General features: G+C 57.7%; 16 protein-coding genes. 12 read left to right on the top strand and 4 right to left on the bottom strand.

What is annotated here, in order from left to right; all coding sequences use genetic code 11:
* Positions 1-42: 42 nt before the first annotated feature.
* A complete protein-coding gene (locus tag BAR1_RS13850) occupies positions 43-495 on the bottom strand; it encodes a tyrosine-type recombinase/integrase (protein WP_118944490.1) in 453 nt (150 codons plus the stop codon).
* Here BAR1_RS13850 and BAR1_RS13855 point away from each other — a divergent pair.
* Genes BAR1_RS13855 through BAR1_RS13865 form a run of 3 tightly spaced genes read left to right on the top strand, consistent with a single transcriptional unit; the run spans position 431 to position 3,915 of the window.
* Positions 431-1,462: an N-acetylneuraminate synthase family protein gene (locus BAR1_RS13855; protein WP_118943569.1), complete on the top strand. Its 1,032-nt coding sequence runs from the start codon at positions 431-433 to the stop codon at positions 1,460-1,462. The genes BAR1_RS13850 and BAR1_RS13855 overlap by 65 nt on opposite strands.
* 58 nt (positions 1,463-1,520) lie before the next feature.
* Entirely contained in the window at positions 1,521-2,642 is a 1,122-nt protein-coding gene (gene neuC, locus BAR1_RS13860) for a UDP-N-acetylglucosamine 2-epimerase (protein WP_118943570.1), read from the top strand.
* Positions 2,635-3,915, top strand: coding sequence for a 3-deoxy-D-manno-octulosonic acid transferase (locus BAR1_RS13865; protein WP_162891799.1), 1,281 nt, complete (start codon positions 2,635-2,637; stop codon positions 3,913-3,915). Before neuC ends, BAR1_RS13865 begins: the two co-directional genes overlap by 8 nt.
* Here the strand turns inward: BAR1_RS13865 and BAR1_RS13870 are convergent.
* Positions 3,912-4,442 carry a hypothetical protein gene (locus tag BAR1_RS13870; protein ID WP_118943572.1) on the bottom strand — a complete coding sequence of 177 codons (531 nt, stop codon included), beginning with the start codon at positions 4,440-4,442 and terminating at the stop codon, positions 3,912-3,914. The two genes, BAR1_RS13865 and BAR1_RS13870, sit on opposite strands and share 4 nt — an antisense overlap.
* Positions 4,443-4,618: 176 nt before the next feature.
* Between BAR1_RS13870 and BAR1_RS13875 the strand changes: the two genes are divergently transcribed.
* Positions 4,619-5,587 (top strand): threonine dehydratase, encoded by a 969-nt coding sequence (locus tag BAR1_RS13875; protein WP_118943573.1) that lies wholly within the window; start codon positions 4,619-4,621, stop codon positions 5,585-5,587.
* Positions 5,588-5,754: 167 nt separating this feature from the next.
* Positions 5,755-6,231 (top strand): NUDIX hydrolase, encoded by a 477-nt coding sequence (locus BAR1_RS13880; protein ID WP_118943574.1) that lies wholly within the window; start codon positions 5,755-5,757, stop codon positions 6,229-6,231.
* Positions 6,232-6,311: 80 nt separating this feature from the next.
* On the opposite strand, the gene BAR1_RS13885 is transcribed toward BAR1_RS13880, so the two are convergent.
* Positions 6,312-6,893 carry an outer membrane protein gene (locus tag BAR1_RS13885; RefSeq protein WP_118943575.1) on the bottom strand — a complete coding sequence of 194 codons (582 nt, stop codon included), beginning with the start codon at positions 6,891-6,893 and terminating at the stop codon, positions 6,312-6,314.
* A 280-nt stretch (positions 6,894-7,173) separates the two neighbouring features.
* On the opposite strand from BAR1_RS13885, the gene BAR1_RS13890 reads away from it, so the two are divergent.
* The 7 genes from BAR1_RS13890 to BAR1_RS13920 all read left to right on the top strand — a co-directional run bounded on the left by BAR1_RS13890 (position 7,174) and on the right by BAR1_RS13920 (position 16,728).
* Positions 7,174-7,611: a DUF1178 family protein gene (locus tag BAR1_RS13890; RefSeq protein ID WP_118944491.1), complete on the top strand. Its 438-nt coding sequence runs from the start codon at positions 7,174-7,176 to the stop codon at positions 7,609-7,611.
* A 79-nt stretch (positions 7,612-7,690) separates the two neighbouring features.
* Complete coding sequence (locus BAR1_RS13895) at positions 7,691-8,482, top strand: glycosyltransferase (protein ID WP_118943576.1); 792 nt, start codon at positions 7,691-7,693, stop codon at positions 8,480-8,482.
* Between the two features lie 80 nt (positions 8,483-8,562).
* Complete coding sequence (locus tag BAR1_RS13900; protein WP_118943577.1) at positions 8,563-9,801, top strand: aspartate kinase; 1,239 nt, start codon at positions 8,563-8,565, stop codon at positions 9,799-9,801.
* A 146-nt stretch (positions 9,802-9,947) separates the two neighbouring features.
* Complete coding sequence (gene ptsP, locus BAR1_RS13905) at positions 9,948-12,197, top strand: phosphoenolpyruvate--protein phosphotransferase (RefSeq protein WP_118943578.1); 2,250 nt, start codon at positions 9,948-9,950, stop codon at positions 12,195-12,197.
* A 5-nt stretch (positions 12,198-12,202) separates the two neighbouring features.
* A complete protein-coding gene (locus tag BAR1_RS13910) occupies positions 12,203-13,402 on the top strand; it encodes a hypothetical protein (protein WP_118943579.1) in 1,200 nt (399 codons plus the stop codon).
* Positions 13,403-13,565: 163 nt separating this feature from the next.
* Positions 13,566-15,197 (top strand): indolepyruvate/phenylpyruvate decarboxylase, encoded by a 1,632-nt coding sequence (ipdC, locus tag BAR1_RS13915; RefSeq protein ID WP_118943580.1) that lies wholly within the window; start codon positions 13,566-13,568, stop codon positions 15,195-15,197.
* A gap of 163 nt (positions 15,198-15,360) precedes the next feature.
* The gene (locus BAR1_RS13920; protein ID WP_118943581.1) at positions 15,361-16,728 is read left to right on the top strand and encodes a tryptophanase; all 1,368 of its coding nucleotides are present in this window, start codon (positions 15,361-15,363) and stop codon (positions 16,726-16,728) included.
* On the opposite strand, the gene BAR1_RS13925 is transcribed toward BAR1_RS13920, so the two are convergent.
* Complete coding sequence (locus BAR1_RS13925) at positions 16,725-17,489, bottom strand: alpha/beta fold hydrolase (protein WP_118943582.1); 765 nt, start codon at positions 17,487-17,489, stop codon at positions 16,725-16,727. The two genes, BAR1_RS13920 and BAR1_RS13925, sit on opposite strands and share 4 nt — an antisense overlap.
* Positions 17,490-17,491 lie beyond the last annotated feature (2 nt).

Below are 17,491 nucleotides of genomic sequence, written 5' to 3' on the forward strand. Positions count from 1 at the left end.
AGGCGCTTTGAAAAAGATGCAAAAGCGGTTTCACATCCGGTTTCACGTTTCCCGCTTTGTTCCCCCTCCGCGCCGCGCATCCTGAGCCACCTGCGCGCGGGCTTTTTGGCGCGCTGCACCGGCATATCTGACCACTGAAGCGCGACTCGTGTGGCCGGTTACGGCCATAATCAGATCGTCCGACAACCCCAAAGCTGCCAGTTCCGAGGCCGTGGTGTGGCGCAACGCGTGGATGTCGTAGTCCTCCGCCCCGATCTCCTTGCGCACCTTCATCACCGCAAAGGCGACGGCACGATACCTCCGAATACATCGGCACAGCGGGAAAAGGGTGTTTGTAAAGCATCCACCCCTGCGGTTCCTCTTGAAAATTATCCTATAGACCTTTGCCCGTTTCCATTGGCATAAACGGGAAAACAAACGAGGCATGCCAATGAAAATCGCAAACCGCACCATATCCCCCGACCACCCGCCGCTGGTGATCGCCGAAATCGGCATCAATCATGGCGGAAGTCTGGAGATTGCCAAGGAAATGGCGCGGTTGGCGGCGGCTTCGGGCTGCGAGATGGTCAAACACCAGACCCATTTCGTGGCTGACGAAATGACGGACGAGGCCAAGGCCATCTTCCCCCCCAATGCCGATGTGTCGATCTGGGAAGTGATGGAGCAATGCGCCCTGTCCAAGGCCGATGAAATCGCGCTGAAGGATTACGTTGAATCCCTTGGCATGATCTATATCTCCACCCCCTTTTCCCGTGCCGCGGCGGATTTCCTGAACGATATCGACGTGCCGGCCTTCAAGATCGGCTCGGGCGAGGCGGATAACCTGCCCCTGATCCGCCATATTGCCGCTTTCGGCAAACCGGTGATCATGTCGACGGGGATGCAGACGATTGAAAGCGTGCGGGCCTCGGTTCAGATATTGGAGGATGCGGGCGTGGAATATGCGCTGCTGGAATGCACCAACCTTTACCCCTCGCCGCCGGAAATCGTGTCGCTGAAGGGGGTGACAGAGCTGCAAAAAGCCTTCCCCAACGCCATTGTCGGCTTTTCGGACCATTCGATCGGGCCGGAAATGGCGCTTGCTTCGGTTGCCTTGGGCGCCTGTATTCTTGAACGTCACTATACCGACAGCCGGTATCGCGCGGGGCCGGACATTGTCTGTTCGATGGACCCGGCCGAATTGCGTCTGCTGGTAGACCGGTCGCGCGAAATCCACACGGCCCTGCACAACGACAAACAGCGCACCGGGCCGGAAGAGGACGTTTACCGTTTCGCCCGCGCCTCGGTGGTGGCCGACCGTGATTTGCCAGCGGGTCATATGATCACCGAATCCGACATCTGGGCGCGGCGCCCCGGGTCGGGCGAAATTGCGGGATATGAATTTGACAAGGTTGTCGGCAAACGCCTGACCCGCGCGATAACGCGGAATACACAGCTGAAATGGGATGACCTATCGGGTTGACTTGCCCCGTCCTTGCCGATGGCGTTAGGGTCATCCAAACAGTATCAAACGGATTAACATGAGCAAAAGAATCCTCTTCGTCACCGGAACCCGCGCCGATTTCGGCAAGCTGGAGCCATTGGCCCTTGCCGCCCGCGATGCCGGTTTTCACGTCGGCTTTTTCGTCACCGGCATGCATATGATGGAACGCTACGGGCTGACCAAGAACGAGGTCCACCGGATGCAGGGGGTCGAGGTTTCGGAATATCTGAACCAGCGTCAGGATGACCCGCAGGATATGGTGCTGGCCAAAACCGTGATCGGCTTTTCCGATTTTATCGCCGAACAGAACCCCGATCTGGTGGTGGTGCATGGCGATCGGGTCGAGGCGCTGGCCTGCGCGCTGGTCTGCGCCACCAACTATGTGCGCTGCGCCCATATCGAGGGCGGCGAGGTGTCCGGCACGATTGACGAGGTGTTCCGCCACTGCAACACCAAACTGGCGGCCAGCCATTTTGTCAGCTCGGACGTGGCCAAGAAACGCATCATGGCGATGGGCGAGGTGGCAGAAACGATCCATGTGATCGGCTCGCCCGAACTGGATTCGCACGCAGCGGATTCCGGTGTGACCATCAACGAGGTGCGCAAATATTACGACATTCCGTTTGACGATTACGGCATCGTCACCTTCCACCCAGTCACCAGTGAACAGGCGACCATCGGCGCGCAGGCGCGGGCATTGTTTGACCGGCTGGTGGCGTCAAATCGCAACTTTGTGGTGATCCTGCCGAACAATGATCCGGGGGCCAGTGATATTCTGGAGGTGATCGAAACCCTGCCAAAGGACCGGTTCCGCGTGATCCCCTCGATGCGGTTCGCCTATTTTTCCGAGCTGCTGAAAAACGCCGCCGCCCATATCGGCAACAGTTCCGTCGGCGTGCGCGAGGCGCCGTTTCTGGGCCTGCCCAGTCTGGACATCGGCACGCGGCAGAACAACCGTTCGGGGGCGGAATCCATCACCTCTTGTCAGGCCGATGATGCCGCCACGATCGACGCTTTTCTAAAGGAGAATTGGGGCAAGCGCCTGCCCTCGGACACGGGCTTTGGCGCGGGGGTTTCCGCACAGCGGTTTGTCGAGGTTCTGAAGGATGAAACCTTCTGGTCCCGCCCGCTGCAAAAAGAGTTTTGCGACCTTGGCTAACCCGCCCAAATCCGCCCTGCTGGGGCTGTATCTGGCGGCCAGCCCCCTGATCCGCCTGATTGCCCGCCGCCATCTGGAAAAACGCGTACTGCGCGGCAAAGAGGACGGGCAGCGGTATCGCGAAAAGCTGGGGCTGACCGATGTGCCTCGCCCCGATGGCCCGCTGGTCTGGATGCATGCGGTGGGGGTGGGCGAACTGCTGGCCCTGCCCGCATTGATCCGCGAAATGCAGGCCCGTGATCCGGCGCTGAATTTCCTGCTGACGTCCTCGGCCAAAACCTCGGCACAGGCGATCGAACACAACCTGCCGCCGCGCACCATCCATCAGTTTTTACCACTGGACACCCGCGCCTATGTCCGCCGGTTTCTGGACCACTGGCAACCGCAACTGTCCGTCTGGGCCGAACGCGACATCTGGCCGGTGTTCCTGACGGAAATCGAGCGCAGAGGCATCCCGCTGGCCCTGATCAACGGCCGGATGAGCCGCGAGTCCGCTTCCAAAAAACAACGCGCCAAGGCGATGTTCGCCGCCCTTTACGTCAAGTTCCGGTTTATCGAGGTGCAGGATATTGAGAGCGCCGAAGGGTTTGCCAGCCTTGGCGTGCCCGCTGACAAGATCACCGTCACCGGTACTTTGAAAGCAGGCGCCGATCCGTTGGCTGATCAGCCGGACAAACGCGCCGAGATGGAACAGACACTTTCGGGGCGTCCCGTCTGGCTGGCGGCCTCGACCCATCCCGAGGATGAAATCGCCGTGTTCAAGGCGCAGCGCAAAATTCTGGAAACCGCGCCCGATACCTGCCTGATCCTCGCCCCACGCGACCCCTCCCGCGCCACTCGCATTCTGAACCACGCGCTGGATCTGGGGTTTGATGCCGCCATTCTGGACGGGCCGGACAGCCTGAAAGACGCACAGATCGCTATCATCGACCGGATCGGAGAGTTGGGCCTGTGGTTCCGGCTGGCGGACCACTGTTTCATCGGTGGCTCCATTGCGCCTGTTGGCGGGCATAACCCGTATGAGCCGGCCCGACTGGATTGCGCCATTACCCACGGTCCCAACGTGCAGAACTTTACGGATGATTACGCCGCCTTCCATGCCGCCGGTGCTGCGCGGCAGGTAACGGACGGGGAAACATTGGCCGCTGCAATGCTGGACCCCGCCCTGACAGATCTGCGCCCCGCCGCCGCCAAGGTGGCCGATGCGGGGCGGCAAGCGGTGGTCAGGACGGCGGAGCGGTTGTTGGGAGTGATGAATGTTAACTCAAACTAGAACGGGTCAGTTGATGTGCGAAAAGGATCAGTAACAGATATCTTTCTCCAGCAATCTATCAATTCAGTTAATGCAGCTCTGGAACCCTTCAATGAAAACGTAGCTAACCGCCGTTCTTCCATGTTGAATAGGGCAACTGCACTTCCCTGAGCTAATTCCGTGATAAATTTCCCAGCTTTTTCATTATTACTTAATGCTATCGAAACTGCGATATTATCTGCAGTCCCATCAATTTGCCAACGAGAGTAATCAATATCAATCAGGAATCTAACGGGGCGCTTTGCCAACGACCACCTATTATCAAAGATAAAGACTACGATAGTTCCATTTTCAAAAGCAGTCACACTAAACTCTTGGCCACGACGGTTGGCCGTTTTTGCAGAACACCAATAGGAATTCTCATCGGTATTATATGTGAGTTCAACAGTCCAATACCCTTTTGAGAAAAGGAGGGTATCTTCATAGCCAGCAAAAACTTGGCTGAAACTACTAAGTACCAATATAGTTGATAATATCCATCTTCTCATCACATCAACGCCTTCTATATTTTTTATGATAATAACCAAATAAAGGACATTTAAAAGACAGATATCAACTTAAAGGTTTATTAGCCCCCCCCAATGTAGCCCTACAATATTCTGCGTGACCCTCCCTGCCCCTGCCGCTACTTATACCCCCGATATTCAAACAGACAGGTGCCCCGATGTTCACGATTGACGATCTGAAAGCCGCGCAAAAGGTGGTTTACCGCCAGATGCAGTCCACCGCGCAAATCCACTGGCCGCAACTGACCGCCCCGACCGGCACCCACGTCATCGTCAAACACGAAAACCACGCCCCCACCGGTGCTTTCAAGGTGCGCGGCGGGATCACCTTCATCGACTGGCTGAAACGCACCCACCCCGACGCGCGCGGCATCATCACCGCCACCCGTGGCAACCACGGCCAGTCACAGGCCCGCGCCGCAACCGCCGCCGGTCTGGTCGCCAAAATCTATGTCCCGCACGGCAATTCGGTGGAAAAGAACGCCGCCATGCGGGCCTATGGCGCGGAACTGGTGGAATTCGGCGATGACTTTGACGAAGCCAAAGCCGAAGCCATGCGCGTGGCCGAAACCGAAGGGCTGTTCGTGGTACCGCCCTTCCATCCCGAACTGGTGCGCGGGGTGGCGACCTATGGCTATGAACTGTTCACCGCCCACCCCGATCTGGACACGGTCTATGTGCCGATCGGCTGCGGCTCGGGCATTTGCGGCACGATCATTGCCCGCGATGCGGTGGGGCTTGGGACGAAAATCGTCGGTGTGGTGTCGGAAAACGCCCAGACCGCGAAACTGTCGGTCGAGGCCGGACGGATGGTCGAAACCAATTCCGCCACCACTTTTGCCGATGGTATGGCAGTGCGCGTTCCGGTGCAAAGCGCCTATGACATTTATGCCAAAGGTGCTGACCGGATCATCACCGTTTCGGATGACGAAGTGGCAAACGCCATCCGCATCTATTTTTCCGGCATCCACAATCTGGCCGAAGGCGCGGGTGCTGCCCCGCTGGCCGGTCTGATACAGGAAAAGGACCGGATGCAGGGCAGGAAGGTTGGCGTGATCCTGAGCGGTGGCAACATCGACAGCGCGTGGTTTTCCAAGGTGTTGATGGGCGAAACACCACAGCCTTAGGGGGAAATCGCCCAACAAATCGCTAAATATGTGCAATTTACCACAAAATATGGTGAAAACCCCTGCTAGTGCTTCCAAATTGACTAAAACTTGCCTATTTTAACTGTTAGCAAAGAAAAACACGCTAATAACGCGGGTACACAGGTATTAAACGGCGGCAAAAAGACGTGACTGTAGTCAAGGTAAAACACAAGCCACAGCGGCTGGATGTGTCGCATAAACATGATGTGCGCACCCAGTTCGGGGCGCTGTGCTATCGCATCCATGATGGCAAGGTGCAGGTGCTGCTGGTGACCAGCCGCGGCACAGGGCGCTGGATTATCCCCAAGGGCTGGCCGATGGATGGCGAAACCCCCGCCGGCGCCGCCGCGACCGAAGCCTTCGAGGAAGCCGGGGTCGAGGGCAAGCCGTCCGACATCTGCCTAGGCATTTATTCCTACACCAAAGCCTTGCCCAAAGGGGACAACCTGCCGATCATCGTCGCGGTGTTTCCCTTCAAGGTAAAGCGGGTGCTGAAAGAATATCCCGAGGCGGGCCAGCGCAAGCGCAAATGGTTCAGCCTGAAAAAAGCGGCCATGATGATAAGCGAGCCTGAACTAGGGCCATTGATCCGCAATTTTGATCCCAAGCGGTTAAAACATTAGGCCGTAGACCTATAGCATGTCGCACCAGACTGAATTCAATTTGGCGCGACATGCTTTAGTGCACATTATTACAAAAGATGCTAGAATTTCCAGCCGGTGCGCAACTGAACGGCCTGTATCATTGTATCTTGCGTGTTGCCGGTAAAGGTAGTGCCGGACAGGTCGCGCACGATATACTCGGCGCCGACAAAGAAACGCTCCCCAAGCTTTACATCCATCCCGATACCATAGTTTGCACCGGTCGCGTTGTGTTTTTGCCCAGCAGCAAATTCAAACTCGCCTTTGCTATAGCCCACAAAGCCGTAAAAAAGGGTATTATCCACCGCCATGCCTGCGCGCGCCTTCAAATCCATAAAGTAATTGAATTTTTCGTTTGGAAATCCGATCGGGCCATGGCCATCGGCATCCGAATACGAAATTTCACCACCGTATACGATCCTGTTCCGCTGGATGTTATAGCCCGCATACAGGCCATAACTGCTGCCGCTTTCAAGTGAGCCATAGTCAGTACCCGGGGTATAAGCCATATCGCCCCCAACCTTGGAACCATAGGTTACACCCGTATAAAACCCGCTCCAGTCGGTATTTGTTTCCTGGGCAGAGGCAGCCGTGGCAAAGCACAATGTGGCCATTGAGGCAAACAGTATATTCGTATTTTTCATTTCAATTCCCTAATGATTGTATTTGATCAAATTCACGCTAAAATTTTCAATAGTTAAATGGCTCGGGAAATATCCAGGGTTTCGTAGGAAAAATGAAGGGATTTTATTTTTTTCCCGGCGCTGCGCCCTTCTGGCAACACTGTATTGCAAATTTTTCACCTATGGGTTTAAGCACAAACGGCGTATATTGCCCCTGAAAATAGAAACAAAACGCTATATGTCATTGATTTCAGGCCGCAAATGGTTACTTTTGATCTGCACGATACAAAAGGCCAGGACAATGATCCGCTATTCGCTAAAATGCGAGAATGACCACAGGTTCGAAAGCTGGTTCCAGTCGGGACCGGCCTTTGACAAGCTGTATGCCGCCAGAATGGTCGCCTGCCCGACCTGCGCCAGCACATCGGTGGAAAAGGCCATCATGGCCCCGCGCGTGCGCACCGCCCGCAAGGCCGCACAGACACCGCAACCGGACGCGCCCCTGACCACCCCGCAAAACGATACGGAACGCGCCATTGCCGAACTGAAATCACAGGTCGAGGCGAATTCGGAATACGTCGGCATGGAATTCGCAACCCAGGCCCGCGCCATCCACGATGGCGACGCCCCCGAACGCCCGATCTATGGCGAGGCCGCGCCGGAAGAGGCCAAAAAGCTGTTGGAAGACGGCGTACCCGTGGCCCCCCTGCCCTTCACCCCCAGCCGCAAAACGAATTAGCCTCTATTATCTGCCTAGAACAAATCCGGTTCGCGCGTTATAAAAAATAGTATTGTCTATGATGGGATTAATATAGCGGATGGAATTGGTCTTTCAGACACGGTTTTCTTTTTTCGGGGCCTCGGGCTGGCGTTCCCAAACAAGTCAAAGCAAAGAACTGCTGTTTTCCCCGGCACGCCTGAGAAATCGGCTTGAACTATTTGAAAAAATTGCGCTGGCAAGTCTGAAGGACCAAACGGATCAGGATTTCAAACTGGCCATTCTGTCCTCGAAATATATGCCCAACCGGTTCAAAAACCGGCTAACCGAATTATGCAATGACACGATCGGGGCAGACAAATGCGACATCTGGTTTTCCGGCCCACGGAAAGCGGGCCGGTTGTTGCGTAAATTCATGTGTGAAAAATATCCGGATGATCCTGTTATCGCGCAGGTGGTTCTGGATGATGATGACGGGGTCAGCTGTGATTTTGTCGATATATGCAAACGCGAAGCCCGCTATGCGTTTGATAATAATTATGACGATACAAACGCTGTTTACCTGACATTCCCGCGTGGCGTCAGCCTTGGACTCGAAAACCAAAAGGCGCAATGGCTATCCCCGCGCAACGCGTTTTTTACCAATCTTGGCCTGACACTGGTTGCCCCGCCCAGTTTCGAACGGCACCCGTTTCTGACCAGCCATCGCCAGATCGGCAGCCGGTTTTCCTCGCGACCGATATGCAGCCTGCGCCCGTTTTACGTCCGCACGGTTCACGAAGGGAATGACAGCGATGCAAAACACAACAAGATCGCCTATTTTGTTCCAGAAACCGATGACCCGGTATTCGATCACTTTCCATTTTTGCGTAATCATTTTCCAAAAGCATAGAAATAAACCACAGCTCTTGCCCTGATTGCTTGCCCGCCGTAAACACCCCCTGAACAAAAGCAAAGTTGCAAAGGGCGGATATGCCGACACTTGTGATGAAATTCGGTGGCACTTCGGTGGCCACGCTGGACCGGATACGCCGCGCCGCCAAACGGGTCGGTGTCGAGGTGGCCAAGGGCTATGACGTGATCGTCATCGTGTCGGCCATGTCGGGCAAAACCAATGAACTGGTGGGCTGGGTCGAGGAAACCTCGCCGTTGTTTGACGCGCGGGAATATGATGCCGTGGTATCCTCGGGCGAAAATGTCACCGCCGGTCTGATGGCGCTGATATTGCAGGAAATGGATGTGCCCGCCCGCAGTTGGCAGGGCTGGCAAGTGCCGCTGAAAACCAATTCGGTGCATTCGGCCGCAAGGATCGAGGAAATCCCGACCGACAACATCAACGCCAAATTTGCCGAGGGCATGAAGGTGGCCGTAGTCGCCGGTTTTCAGGGCGTTAGCCCCGAGGGGCGCATCACCACACTGGGCCGTGGTGGCTCGGACACCACCGCCGTCGCCTTTGCCGCTGCTTTTGACGCCGAACGTTGCGATATCTACACCGACGTTGACGGCGTCTACACCACCGATCCGCGGATCGAGGACAAGGCCCGCAAGCTGGACAAGATCGCGTTTGAGGAAATGCTGGAACTGGCGTCCCTTGGCGCCAAGGTTCTGCAAACCCGTTCGGTCGAACTGGCCATGCGGTTTGGCGTGCGCCTGCGGGTGCTCAGTTCATTCGAGGAACAATCAGATGACGCAGGCACATTGGTCTGCCCCGAGGAGGAAATCATGGAAAGCAATGTCGTTGCCGGAGTCGCCTATCAACGGGACGAGGCCAAGATGACCCTTATTTCGGTCGCCGACCGCCCCGGCATCGCCGCCGCCATCTTCGTGCCGCTGTCGGATGCTGGCGTGAATGTGGATATGATCGTGCAGAATATTTCCGAAGAAGGGCGCACGGATATGACGTTCTCCTGCCCCGTCGATCAGGTCGCCCGCGCCGAAAAGGCGATGGCCGAGGCCAAAGCCAGCGGCGAGATCAATTTCCACGATCTGCTGGCCGATACCGACGTGGCCAAGGTTTCGGTCGTTGGCATCGGTATGCGCAGCCACACCGGCGTTGCCGCCAAGATGTTCGAGGTTCTGTCGAACGAGGGCATCAACATCAAGGTGATCACAACCTCGGAAATCAAGATTTCCGTGCTGGTCGATCGTAAATACATGGAGCTGGCCGTGCAGGCGCTGCATGATGCGTTCGAACTGGACAAGGTTGGGTGATTTGGCAGGGGTGACGAAATCACACGCCCCTTTCATCCCGTTTTCCGCACCGCGTTAACCGAAAACATATGGAACTTGCGCGCCCGACGCGGCATGATGTGTGCAAACTTGACACAACTGGTTGAATCACCCGAACGGGGGCGCGCATGACTGACAGCACCAAAAGCAAAAGCCGCACCCTGCTGGGGCGCCTGCGTGAATCTCTTGCCGAAGAGGGCGAAGGCCAGGAACGGCTGGACCGGATCACCCAGATCATCGCGGAATCGATGGAATGCGAGGTGTGCTCGATCTACCTGTTTCGCGACGATGAAACGCTGGAGCTGTGCGCCACCCAAGGCCTGAACCCCGAATCCGTGCACCAGACCCGTATGCGGCTGGGCGAAGGGCTGGTCGGGCGTGTGGCCAAAACCTCGCATGTGGTGAACACAGCGGATGCGCCTTCGTCGCGCGGATTCCGCTTTATGCCCGAAACCGGCGAGGAGGTATTTCCATCCTTTCTGGGTGTGCCAATCCAGCGGCTGGGCGAACGGCTGGGTGTGCTGGTGGTGCAATCGCGCGAGGCGCGCAAATTCACAGATGACGAGGTTTACGCACTGGAAGTCGTGGCGATGGTGGTGGCCGAGATGACCGAACTGGGCGCCTTTGTTGGCGAAGGCGCGGCCCTGTCGGCCCGTCACCAGCAACCGGTGCTGTTTCGCGGTGGCGTGGGGCAGGAAGGCGCGGGAATGGGGCATGTTTACCTGCATGAACCGCGCGTGGTTGTGACCAACCCGATTGCCGATGATCCCCATGCCGAACTGGCCCGCCTGCACGATGCTGTCGATATATTGCGCGTGTCGGTTGACGAAATGCTGGCCACAGCCGGCAACGGTAAGGGAACCGAGCACAAGGAACAGATGCAGGTTCTGGAAACCTACCGGATGTTTGCCAATTCCAAGGGCTGGATGCGCCGGATGGAAGAGGACATCGCACGCGGCCTGTCTGCCGAGGCGGCGGTAGAAAAGGAACAATCCGCCGCCCGCACCCGCATGGGGCAGGTGACGGATGCCTACCTGCGTGAACGGCTGCACGATCTGGACGATTTGTCGAACCGTTTGTTGCGAATTCTGACTGGTCAGGGGAACAACACCGGTGCGGAAATGCCCGAATATCCGGTTCTGGTGGCCCGCAACATCGGACCGGCCGAATTGCTGGAATACGGGCGTAAACTGCGCGGGATTGTGCTCGAGGAAGGGTCGGTTGGCAGCCACGCCGCGATTGTCGCGCGGGCGCTGGCGATCCCGTTGGTGATCCACGCCGAACGCATCACAACCGAAGCGCTGAATGGCGATCAGATCATGGTCGATGGCGATCAGGGTATCGTGCATTTGCGCCCTGATGACAATGTGGTCGAGGCCTTCAAAGACAAAATCGCGATGCTGGCCAAAGAGCAGGAACGCTATGCTTCGATCCGCGACAAGCCCGCCGAAACGCTGGACGGCAAGGTCATCTCCCTGTCGATGAACGCGGGGCTGATTGCCGATCTGCCGTCACTGGAAAGTTCCGGCGCCGAGGGGGTGGGCCTGTTTCGCACCGAGTTGCAATTCCTGATCCGCAACAAAATGCCTAAACGCGCCGAACTGGCCGCGCTATATACCCGCGTTATCAAAGCCGCCAAAGGTCAACGCGTGGTGTTTCGCACGCTTGATATCGGTTCGGACAAGGTGCTGCCCTATATGAAACCGCAGGACGAACCCAACCCCGCCCTTGGCTGGCGGGCCATCCGCGTAGGTCTGGACAAACCCGGCGTTATGCGGATGCAATTGCAAGCCTTGATCCGCGCCAGCAACGGCAAACCGATGACCATTATGTTCCCGTTCATCGCCCAGTTTGAAGAATACCGTGCCGCACGCAATCTATTGGAACTGGAATTGAAGCGCGAGAAACGTCTGGGCCATCCTGTGCCCAAGGTCGAAGTCGGCGCCATGCTGGAAACCCCGTCACTGGCCTTTGCCCCGCGTAAATTTTTCGAGGAGGTTGGGTTTATCTCGATTGGGGGCAATGATCTGAAGCAGTTTTTCTTTGCCGCCGATCGCGAAAATGAACGGGTCCGCAAACGTTACGACACGCTGAATGTCAGCTTCCTGAGCCTGATCGAGCGCATTGTGGAGCGTTGTAATGAAACCGACACGCCGGTGTCCTTTTGTGGCGAAGACGCCGGCCGCCCGATCGAGGCGCTGTGTTTCGCCGCAATGGGCCTGCGCACCCTGTCGATGCGCCCCGCATCAATCGGGCCGGTCAAAAGCCTGCTGCGCCGCGCCAATCTGGATCAGGTCAAAGCCGTGATCGACGAAGCCCGCGCCCGTGGTGATCAATCTGTGCGCCCGGCGATCATGGGCTGGTTGCGCGGGCGATAGCAGGCATGGAAAACACCATTATCCTTGTCACTGTCACGATCACAGCCACAATTCTGCTGTGGCCGCGGCTGGCCAATTCAACCGGCTGGCGGGCGATGATCACGCCGCTTGCCTCGATCATCGGCAGCGGCTTTCTGGTGCTGGGGCCGATCCTGAACGATTCCTTCGGCATGTTCGCCCCGTTGATGCTGTTGATCCTGTGCGGTGTCGCCTATCTGTTCGGCCACGCCATCCGCTTCAACATCGCCGAAATAAACAACGGCACCCCCCGCCCTTTTCTGGCAGAGCGGCTGGAAACAGCCTCAAGCTGGATGCTGTCCTTTGCCTATTTCATATCGGTTGCCTATTACCTGAACCTGCTGGGCGCCTTCGGTATGCGGCTGACCCCGTGGAACACCCCGTTAAACGCCCGTTTGCTGACCACCGCTGTGTTCCTGTTCATCCTGTTCACCGGCTGGACCCGCGGCTTCAGGGCGCTCGAGCGGCTCGAGGAATACAGCGTCGGCCTGAAACTGGCCATTATCGCCGGACTGCTGGTCGGCATGGGGTTCTATTTCACCAACCGCGCGGTTGAGGGTGCCCTGTTGTTGAATCCCCCCACGGTCACAGGCTGGCCCGCCCTGACGCTGGCCTTCGGGTTGCTGATCACGGTCCAGGGGTTTGAAACCTCGCGCTATCTGGGCGAAACCTATGACGCGAAAACCCGCATCCGGTCGATGAAACAGGCGCAGTGGCTTTCGACGCTGATTTACATCGTCTATATCGTGCTGCTGTCCTATGTCTTTGCCCCGGGCACGATGAAACTGACGGAAACCGCGATTATCGACATGATGGAAGTCGTCGCCGCTATCCTTCCGTTTCTGCTTATTGCAGCCGCTCTCGCCGCCCAGTTCAGCGCCGCAATAGCCGATACGTCCGGCGCGGGCGGGTTGGTCGAAGAACTGACCAGCCACCGTTTGAAACCGCGCGACGCCTATGCGGTTCTGGTCGCCGTGGGGCTGCTGCTGACATGGGCAACCGATATCTTCCAGATCATCGCCTATGCCTCGCGCGCCTTTGCGCTTTACTACGGGCTGCAAGCCGCCATCGCCGCCGTCACAGCTGCCAAAACCCCGCGCCTGCACCGTGCCAAATGGTTCTACGGGGCACTGGCCATACTGGGCTTTGCCATCGCCATCTTCGGCCGCGCGGTCGAGGGGGGATAACCCCTCCTTCTTCTTGCCAATAAATACCTGCGCCGCGGGCTCCCGCGCCCCGACAGGGGCGCGCGGGGTGATGCGCGCCAGCGCAGCACAACCCCTTCCCAAAGCCAAACACAACAGATAGGTATTGCCGCAAAATACCTACATTCATTTCGGAGCCATCCCCATGTCGGAAACCCTCGCCACCGCCCTTCTGCACGCCTTGAAATCCCGTGGAGCCAGGAACATCTTCGGCATTCCCGGCGATTTTGTCCTGCCGTTTTTCCGCGTGATCGAGGACAGCAATATCCTGCCATTCTATACCCTGTCCCACGAACCCAGCGTGGGCTATGCCGCCGATGCCTCGGCGCGGATCAGCTCAACCCTTGGCGTGGCCGTGATCACCTATGGCGCGGGGGCGTTGAACATGGTGAACGCCGTGGCGCAGGCCTATGCGGAAAAATCCCCGCTGGTGGTGATCTCCGGCGGACCGGGCAAGGGCGAAGGCGAACTGGGCCTTGGCCTGCACCATCAGGTGAAAACCCTGAATTCCCAGCTGGAAATCTACAAGGAACTGACCTGCGACCAGACCGTGCTGAACAATCCGGCCACCGCCCCCGCCGACATCGCCCGCGTTCTGGACAGCGCACAAAAACAGTCCCGCCCCGTCTATATCGAAATCCCGCGCGATCTGGTCGATGCGCCCTGCGGTCCCGTTCCGGCCTATACCCCCGACACCCCCGACATGGACGCCGCCCGCGCCTGTGCCACCGAAATCCTCACCCGCCTGAAATCTGCCAAATCCCCCGCCATCCTGATTGGCGTTGAATCGCGGCGCTACGGGCTGGAAAACAAGATCGGCAAGCTTTGCAAAACCCTCGGCATCCCAGTCGCCACCAGCTTCATGGGGCGCGGGCTGTTTGCCGAACATGATCTGCCGCTGCTGGGCACCTATCTGGGCACCGCGGGCGACGAACATATCGCCCAAAGCATCGAGGGTGCGGATGCCCTGTTGATGCTGGGCGTGATCACCAGCGACACCAATTTCGGCGTATCCGGCAAAAACATCGACATGCGCGGGGCCATTTCCGCCTTTGATAACGCCGTGGATTTTGCCCATTACAGTTACCCGAACATCACACTGGAAACCCTGATCGACGCGATGGCAGAGATTGCCGAACCCATCGGCAAGGCCACGGGCAACCATAAACCGGCCTATTCCCGCGGCCTGCCTGATGATGACACGCCGTTGTCGCCGTCACATATCGCCACCGCTGTGAATGATCTGTTCGCCACGCATGGGCGGATGCCGATTGCGTCCGACATGGGCGACTGTTTCTTCACCGGTCTTGAAATCGAAAACACCGAATTCGCCGGTCCGGGCTATTACGCCTCGATGGGGCCGGGGGTGCCGGCGGGCATGGCGATTGCGGCATCCGGCAAACGGCCGATCGTGCTGGTTGGCGACGGGGCCTTCCAGATGACCGGCTGGGAGCTGGGCAATTGCCGCAAATACGGCTGGGCACCGATTGTGATCCTGTTCAACAACAAAAGCTGGGAAATGCTGCGCACCTTCCAGCCCGGCCCCGGCTATCACGATCTGGACGATTGGCATTACGCCCAAATCGCGCCGCATCTGGGCGGCAAGGGGGTGCGGGTGCAAACCTGTGCCGAATTGAAACAGGCGCTCGAGGTGGCCCATGCCGACGACAGTTGCTTCCAGTTGATCGAGGTGATGCTGGAGCGGGGCGATGTATCGGACACGCTGGCAGGTTTTGTCGATGCGGTGCGCAAAATGTCGGCGCTGGGGAATGAATAACCCCGTTTTCCTCTTGACGAAGGCCCGCTAAAAATTCCACCTTCCTCGTGCAACCAATCGGGCGCTGAGCGCGGCACGCAATATGCGGCAACCGCGGCGCTGGCCCCTTTTGTGTTTCCGGTTGCCACAAATTTTCAGGGGCCATTTCCTAGGAGAGCCCTTGATGAAAACCATCATCGAACCATTCCGTATCAAAGCCGTTGAACCCATCCGCATGACCACCCGCAAGGAACGGCGGGAAAAACTGGCGGCGGCCAACCACAATGTTTTCACCCTTGCCTCGGACGATGTGCTGATCGACCTGCTGACCGACAGCGGCACCGGCGCGATGAGTAGCGAGCAATGGGCCGCCATCATGCGCGGCGACGAAAGCTATGCCGGATCCCCATCATTCGAGCGCTTTCAGGCCGCCATCCGCAACCTGATGCCGTTTGACCACATCATCCCCACCCATCAGGGCCGCGCCGCCGAGGCGATCCTGTTTTCCATCCTTGGCGGGCCGGGCAAGAATTTTCCCTCGAACACCCATTTCGACACCACCCGTGGCAATATCGAAGCCGGTGGCGCGCGCGGACATGATCTGTTGATTGACGAGGGCAAAGACCCCGCCAACCTGCATCCGTTCAAGGGCAATATGGACCTTGAGAAATTGGAGAACTACTTGCAGGAACACGGCGACAGCGTGCCTTGCGTGATGCTGACCATCACCAACAACGCCGGTGGCGGCCAGCCGGTCAGCCTTGAAAACATCCATGCGGTGGCCGAAATCGCCCACGCCCATGGCCGCCCCTTTATCATCGACGGATGCCGCTTTGCCGAAAACGCGTGGTTCATCAAACAGCGCGAAAAGGGACAGCAGGACCGCTCTATCCCCGACATCGTGCGCGATTGTTTTTCGGTGGCCGACGGCATGACGATGAGCGCCAAAAAGGACGCCTTTGCCAATATCGGCGGCTGGCTGGCGCTGAACGATCCCGAGTTGGCCGAACTGGCCCGCGCCCGCCTGATCCAGACCGAGGGCTTTCCGACCTACGGCGGACTTGCCGGCCGTGATCTGGATGCCATCGCACAGGGGCTGACCGAAATCGTGGACGAGGATTACCTGCGCTACCGCATCCGCACCAACGAATATATCATCGAGCGACTGGATTCGCTGGGTATTCCCGTGGTCAAACCGGCGGGCGGGCATGCGGTGTTCATCGACGCCAAAGCATTGCTGCCCCACATCCCGCCGCTGGAATATCCGGGCTATTCGGTCGCCGCCGCGCTCTATGAAATCGGCGGGATACGCTGTGCCGAAATCGGCTCGGTGATGTTTGGCCGCCAACCGGACGGCAGCGAAAAACCGGCGATGATGGAACTGGTCCGCATGGCGATCCCGCGGCGCACCTATACGCAATCGCACGCCGATTACATCATCGAATGTTTCGCGGAACTGGCAGCGAAAAAGGACAGCCTGCGCGGCTATCGCATCACTTGGGAGCCAAAACTGATGCGGCATTTCACCTGCAAGTTTGAACCGTTAGGCTAAAGGGTCGCCTCTCGAATGGCATGGGCCAATCCTGACGGATTTTCCCATGCCATCATATGCCCCGCATCCGGCACCACCCCCACATGAACGCCATTCAACGGCAGCTCTTCGGTATCGTTATCGGGCAAAGACTGGCTGCCGAAAATCACGACCTTTGAAACCGGCATTGAGTATAGCATTTCACGCCATTCGGGATTACCGCCTGCCAGCAGCGAAACCGCCCCCCTGTGAACCGCAAAAGGGGCGCTTGCCAACAGCGACGCGGCCCAGATGCCACTCCCGTCAAGACGCGAAGCCTCGACCAAATCATTATGTCCTTTGGCAACATAATCCGCCTCTGCCATCCCGGAAATTTTCCGGCTGTAATAGCCGCCCCCTGCGTCCAGATTGGGTTCTGACAGCACAAGGTGTTGCACTTGATCCCCAAGCAACCGTGCGGCTTCGATTGCAATCGCACCACCCATGCTGTGGCCGAAAATATCGACAGATCCAACCCCGATATGTTCGATAAGGGCTACAATTGTCTGCGCCTGATCCCTGATTGAATAGCTGAAATCTTCGGGCTGATCACTGAAACCGGAACCAAGAAGATCTACCAGCAACATCCGCCGTCCAGCAAGCGTAGGATCAGATGCAACTTGCGGGTAGTCACATGATGCAGCACACCCAAGGCCGTGGATAAAGATGCATGGTGCGCCCTCGCCTGCGAGATCATGATAGCGAAGGCGTGCGTTTGCCGGTTCGATAAATAGAGGCTTCATGG

This window comes from Profundibacter amoris (assembly GCF_003544895.1).
In the GTDB taxonomy this organism is placed as follows: Bacteria; Pseudomonadota; Alphaproteobacteria; order Rhodobacterales; family Rhodobacteraceae; genus Profundibacter; species Profundibacter amoris.